At 69.1% G+C, this 5,306-nt stretch carries 7 protein-coding genes; all 7 read right to left on the reverse strand.

What is annotated here, in order from left to right:
• A partial coding sequence (locus tag P3W85_RS23775) for a FecR/PupR family sigma factor regulator (RefSeq protein ID WP_276266581.1) occupies positions 1-267 on the reverse strand: 267 nt, incomplete at its 3' end.
• 88 nt (positions 268-355) lie between these two features.
• Positions 356-877, reverse strand: coding sequence for an RNA polymerase sigma factor (locus P3W85_RS23780; RefSeq protein WP_017229825.1), 522 nt, complete (start codon positions 875-877; stop codon positions 356-358).
• On the reverse strand, positions 878-1,594 hold the full coding sequence (locus P3W85_RS23785; RefSeq protein WP_276266582.1) for a secretin and TonB N-terminal domain-containing protein: 717 nt from the start codon (positions 1,592-1,594) through the stop codon (positions 878-880). It abuts the gene before it with no gap.
• Between the two features lie 154 nt (positions 1,595-1,748).
• Positions 1,749-3,248 carry a trypsin-like peptidase domain-containing protein gene (locus P3W85_RS23790; RefSeq protein ID WP_276266583.1) on the reverse strand — a complete coding sequence of 500 codons (1,500 nt, stop codon included), beginning with the start codon at positions 3,246-3,248 and terminating at the stop codon, positions 1,749-1,751.
• Positions 3,249-3,475: 227 nt separating this feature from the next.
• A complete protein-coding gene (locus P3W85_RS23795; protein ID WP_276266584.1) occupies positions 3,476-4,000 on the reverse strand; it encodes a YbaB/EbfC family DNA-binding protein in 525 nt (174 codons plus the stop codon).
• A 147-nt stretch (positions 4,001-4,147) separates the two neighbouring features.
• Entirely contained in the window at positions 4,148-4,651 is a 504-nt protein-coding gene (locus P3W85_RS23800) for a YbjN domain-containing protein (protein ID WP_276266585.1), read from the reverse strand.
• A 79-nt stretch (positions 4,652-4,730) separates the two neighbouring features.
• Positions 4,731-5,285 carry a YbjN domain-containing protein gene (locus tag P3W85_RS23805; protein WP_017225343.1) on the reverse strand — a complete coding sequence of 185 codons (555 nt, stop codon included), beginning with the start codon at positions 5,283-5,285 and terminating at the stop codon, positions 4,731-4,733.
• Positions 5,286-5,306 lie beyond the last annotated feature (21 nt).

Consider the following 5,306-nt stretch of genomic DNA (forward strand, 5'->3'; position numbering starts at 1 on the left):
GATCGGCGCGCGTGCGCGCTGGGCGCCGGCGGCGCGCGAAGCGCCCGGGTTGCGCGCCATCGCCAGCTCGCCGGCCTGGCCCAGTTGCTCCCAGCCGCGCTGCGCCGAGGCAAGGGCTGCCTTGTGTGCCGGGTCTGCCTGGCACCAGCGCCTGAGCGCCACGCCATCGGCGTGGGTCATCTCGCCCGCCGCGATGCGCCGCACCCAGGCCAGTGCCTGCCGCTCGACCGCGTCCAGCGCCCGTTCCCGTTGTAGCGGATGAATCATCGTTCGTATCATGGGGTCAAGCGAGCCACCGCCGCAGGTTGCCTGTAGACATGGACAAGACGGTTGAGAAGCCGTGGATCGGCATGTTTTATTTCATCCGTGCCCGGGGCATGTGGGCCATGCAGTACTCATGCGCCCGCTTGAGTTCGAGCCCGATCAGGCGCGGCGACACGCCGAAGCGGACCGCCGCCTCCTGGTTGGACAGCTCATCCACCCGCACCGCCAGGAAGATGGCCCGCCGCCTCGGCGGCATGCTCTCGATGAGGCGGGCAACGGCTTCGACCTCGTCGCGCGCAGCCACCGTCTGCGCCGGCCCCGGCGCCGGGTCGACGAGTTCGGCCATCAGGGTCTCCATCTCCTCGGCGCTCATGTAGCGGCGGTCCCGCTGCAGGCGGTCCAGCGCCAGGTTGGTGGCCATGCGCATCAGGTAGGCGGCGGGACTCTTGACCGGCTCGGCCTGCTCATTGCGCTCCTCCAGGTGCACCCAGGTATCGTGCAACGCATCGCTGGCCAGTTCGGCCGAGCCCAGGCGCCACGTCAGGCGCCGCTTCAAGTCCTGGTAGCGATGGGCGAGCAGGTCTCGCAATGCCGATCGGCTGGATTCGCTCATTTATCGGTTCGCCTGCCGGCCGCAGGGAAGCCTGCACGCATCGGCCTGCCCCGCCCCGGCCGCGCAGCGCACGGGCTTGACCAGGAGCACGAAAGCCCTGGCCGGTTCGCTGGGGGGCTGGCCTAGATCGACGCGCTCCACGGTTTCCACAATGGCGGCGTCGCGTGCCTTGTTGCCGGTCGTGTCCAGGAGCCGGGCCTCCTGCACGTGGCCGGAAGGCGCCAGTTGCACATGGAGCGCGAGACGGTAATCCCCGAGTGCCAGGGACTTGCGCTCGCACAGCGCCTGGTAGACCCGCGACTGCACCAGGCCATCGTACTGCCGTGGCATCGCGGGGATGGGGGGGGCTGCTGCCGGATGCGAGCCCTGCGGCGCTGGCACCAGCACGAAGGCGTCGGCGGCGGCGGCCCGCACGTTCAGACCCGTGCCTTCCAGCAGCCGGCGCAGCGCGGCCTCCGGGCTGAAGCTGCCGTGCACGGCGGTCGAGGTGCGGCCGTCCGCGAGTTCGGAAGGAAAGAAGACGGACAGGTTGGTCTGCGCGTCATATTGGGCCAAGGCTTGCTTCAGGGGCTGCGACGGCAGGTCGAACGTGATCTCTGCCGCCTGCCGTGTATCCGCCTGTTGCGCGTGGATTTGCCGGCAGGCAAGGCACAGGGCCAGGACCGCCATATAGCCGACCAGTGCGCGCGCACCGGTGGATGCGACCAAGCTTGCCATAGCGATCAGATGAGCTGTTTGTCGAGGAGTTCATGCCAGGCCGGACGGGTTACCCGGTCGCATGCGCGGCTGCATGCCGGGCCACATCCTAGGCAGCCAATATGACGTCGCCATGAAGCCTGTACGCCATCGAAGTCAAAGACAGCGGCTTGGCTCACTCCTCCTGTCCTTCGCCGCGCAAGGCCCGCACCTCGATCGGGATAAACAGCCGCGCCGCGCCGCGCTGAACCAGCAAGGCCACCGCGCCGTCCGCGGCGCCCACCTCTTCGGCCAACCCTTCCACGCTATCGACCGGCTGGCCGTTGAGTGCGAGGATCACGTCGCCCGCGGCCACGCCCGCGCGCAATGCGGCCGCGTTGACGCGCTGCACCAGCAAGCCGCCGTCAATACGCAGCGCCTGCCGCTCTCGCGGCAACAGCGGCCTGACGATCATGCCCAGCGGCGCGGGCCCGGGCTGCGCCGCCTGCGCTATGCGGGGCGCGTCGAAGCGCTCCGGCGCCACCGCCAGCACCACCGGCGCGCGCTCCCGCCAGAGCCTGAACGGCACGGCCACGCCGGGCGGCAGATCGGCAATGAAGATGAGCGCATCGGCGGACTGCTCCACCTCGCGCCCCGCAACCTGCAGGATGACATCGCCCGCTTTCACGCCCGCCCGGTCGGCCGCGCCGCCGGGCTGGACATAGCTCACCAGCGCACCCGCCGGCCGGGGCAGGCGAAAGGAGGCGGCCAGGGCCTGGCTGACCTCCTGCACCGCCACGCCAATGCGTCCCCGCGTCACCGCGCCCTTGTGCTGCAGCTGTTCCTTGATGCGCATCGCCACATCGATCGGAATGGCGAACGACAGGCCCTGGTAGCCGCCGCTGCGGCTGTAGATGCGCGAGTTGACGCCGATCACCTCCCCCCGCAGGTTGAACAGCGGGCCGCCGGAATTGCCGGGATTGACCGGCACATCGGTCTGCAGGAATGGCATGTATTCGGCGCCCGGCAGCACCCGTCCCTTGGCGCTGACGATGCCGGCCGAGACCGAATTGCTGAAGCCGAAGGGCGATCCGATGGCGAGCGCCCAGTTGCCCACCTCGACACTGGCTGGATCGCCAATCTTCACTGTCGGCAGGCCGGTGGCGTCGATCTTGAGCAGGGCTACGTCGGCAACGGTATCGAGGCCGATCAGCCGCGCCTTGAACTCCCGCCGGTCGGTCAGCTTCACGCTGATCTGGGTGCCGCGCGCAACCACGTGCGCGTTGGTGAGGATAAAACCGTCGTCGCTGAGGATGAAGCCCGATCCCAGGCTGGTCTCATCGACATTGTCCTGGCCCGGCGCCATGCCACGCAGCGGATCGGCATACAGGCGTGCGGGCGGCGCCTCGCGCGCCACGCCGATGTTCACCACGGCCGGCCCGTTCTCCCGGACCAGCCGGGAAAAATCGGGCGCCGCCCGCCACGATGCCGCCGCCTGCAGCGGCGCGCATCCGGCGGTGCCCGTCGCCAGCGAGAACAGCAGCGCGGTCGAGGCGATGGCCAGCAGGCAGCGGGCGAACCGGCTGCGGCTGGCGCGAGCGGGATTGTCCGCCGCGTCGGCCACCCGCCCGACACGGCCGCTCACGGCGAGCCACACGGGATTCGCCTGCCGGCCTGGATCCATCGGGGATTGCATCAGAATTCCTGCCTTTCCTCATTGCGCGTGCGGTCACGACATGCCGCAACGCCGTCCTGGATAGACGGAAGTCGCCTGCCGGGCCTGTCGATTGTCACGAAACATTCATGCGCGCGCCGCCGGGCATGCGAACAGGTTGCACGGGCAGGAAACCGCTGCGGCAAGCCCGTGCCTGCGCTGGCGCCAGCCGATGGCCCTCCACGGCGGCCGGCGGCAGCGCCATCGCGTCAACCGGCCACCGGGAATTCCAGCGCAAGTTCCAGCACGATCGGCTGGCGCATGTCCGGCGGGGGCGGCTCGGACAACGGCCGCATCGCCAGCAACGCACGCAGGTCGGCATCGGCCTGCGGATCGCCCAGCGAGGCGAACTCTACCCGCTCCACGCGGCCGGTCGGGGCGAACCAGACGCGCATCGTCAACGGCGGCGGCGGGTACTGGCGCGAAGCATGCAGCATGCGGTCCTGCATCCAGCCCTGCAAGCGCAGTACCGTCTCGTCGGTCTGGTCGCCCAGCCGCGCCTGGAACTGCGTGCTGGCCAGTTGGGCATAGCGGATCCAGTGCTGCGGGACCGGCTGCGCGGGCGTCTGCGTGGCGGCCTGGGCGGATGCCGGAGTGGCCGGCGATACTGCCGCCGTCAGCCCCAGGCCCGCCGCGCCAAGCGCCTTGAGCAGGCCACGCCAGCCGCGCCGGATGGCGGCACGCTGGCCGGCCAGGGTCAGGGACTGCGGGATGGATTCGGTTGGGGAGGGCATCGGGAGTCTTTTCTGTCGTCGTGATAGTAAGACGGAGTTCGTCGGGCCTGCGTGCGGTTTGTCACGGAAGCTTCATGCACCGCGCCGGGTGGGCGGCCTGTGCCGGGACACATCGCTACCCGGCCGATGCGCCGATGCGCCGATGCGTCAGTGCAGCAGTTCGGCGCCGGCCGGCACCGCGCTCACGCACCGGGCCGACCTGACGATGAAGTCCAGCAGGTCCTGCACCGCTCGCTCCCAGCGCTCGATGGCGTTCAGGACGAAGCCTGGCGTCACGCCGCCCGCCAGGCTGATATCCATCTCCAGCATCAGGATGCCGTGCGCTTCGTACAGGCGCGTAAAGCGCCGGGTGCGATTCCAGTGGGCGATGCTCGCCGCGGGAACCACGCCGTCGGCGGGCAGGCCGGCGCAAAAGCTGTAGTCGCGGTAGCGGTTCTCCCAGACGGAGAACCGCTCGTCTCCCCGGATCGCGACTTCCGACCCGAGCTTTGCCACAAGGGCGCCGTCGCCGGCCACGCCGTCGATCCTGACCATGGGATAGCCGAAGTCATGCAGCATCCGCGCCAGCTCCACCGGCGACATATCGGTAATGAGAAGGGGCTCGTCATCCGGCGAGCCCATGCTCCAGCGCGGCTCAAGGTGGTCGCTCATGCGCTTGCTTTCCACTTCCAACGTTCGTCAGGTCACGCGCCCGGGGAAACGCCGTGCGCGTACGGCCGGCATCGCGGCTTCATGCGGTGGCGGCCGCCACCCCGGCTTCGGCATCCGCCTGCGTTGCGGCAGCGTCCTGCGCCGCGACAGCTTCCGTTTCTGCCGGCGTTTCGGCAGCGGCAGGCTGGAAATTGCGCAGGTGAAGGAAGAACTGCCCCATCATCTGCGTCCATAGTTGCATCGCCACCGTGAGATAGTCGGGGCCCACGCCGCCGGATACCACCACGTCCATCTCCAGTACGAGGAATTCGCCATGCTGCGCGACGCGGGCAAAGCGCTTGCCACGGTGCCAATCGCCGAGAACGGCTTCCGGCACCGATCCGCCTTGCACCCGCAGCGGGCAGCTCAGCGTGAAATCCAGGTATGCGTCCGGCGCGATGGCATTGCCCCAGAGTACCTGGTAGCCAACGCCGTGGCTGGCGCTGTGCAGACGCACTACGCCATCCTGCTCGATGAGCGTGACAGCGCAGCCGGCCGCCTTGATGGCGCCGGAGACCTGGTCAGGCGTGACTGCCATCAGCAGCACCGGCTTTGCGTCTGCTGCGGTGTCGATGGGGGTTGCGATTGTGTTCATGGAAATTCCTGAGAGGAGAAA

This window comes from Cupriavidus basilensis (assembly GCF_029335485.1).
Lineage (GTDB): Bacteria > Pseudomonadota > Gammaproteobacteria > Burkholderiales > Burkholderiaceae > Cupriavidus > Cupriavidus basilensis_E.

Bases quoted from the DNA above. Each gene is read 5' to 3' on its own strand.
- P3W85_RS23795 (WP_276266584.1), bottom strand. From the start codon at position 4,000: ATGCCCTCCCCAACCGAATCCATCCCGCAGTCCCTGACCCTGGCCGGC.
- P3W85_RS23805 (WP_017225343.1), bottom strand. From the start codon at position 5,285: ATGAACACAATCGCAACCCCCATCGACACCGCAGCAGACGCAAAGCCG.
- P3W85_RS23780 (WP_017229825.1), bottom strand. From the start codon at position 877: ATGAGCGAATCCAGCCGATCGGCATTGCGAGACCTGCTCGCCCATCGC.
- P3W85_RS23800 (WP_276266585.1), bottom strand. From the start codon at position 4,651: ATGAGCGACCACCTTGAGCCGCGCTGGAGCATGGGCTCGCCGGATGAC.
- P3W85_RS23790 (WP_276266583.1), bottom strand. From the start codon at position 3,248: ATGCAATCCCCGATGGATCCAGGCCGGCAGGCGAATCCCGTGTGGCTC.
- P3W85_RS23785 (WP_276266582.1), bottom strand. From the start codon at position 1,594: ATGGCAAGCTTGGTCGCATCCACCGGTGCGCGCGCACTGGTCGGCTAT.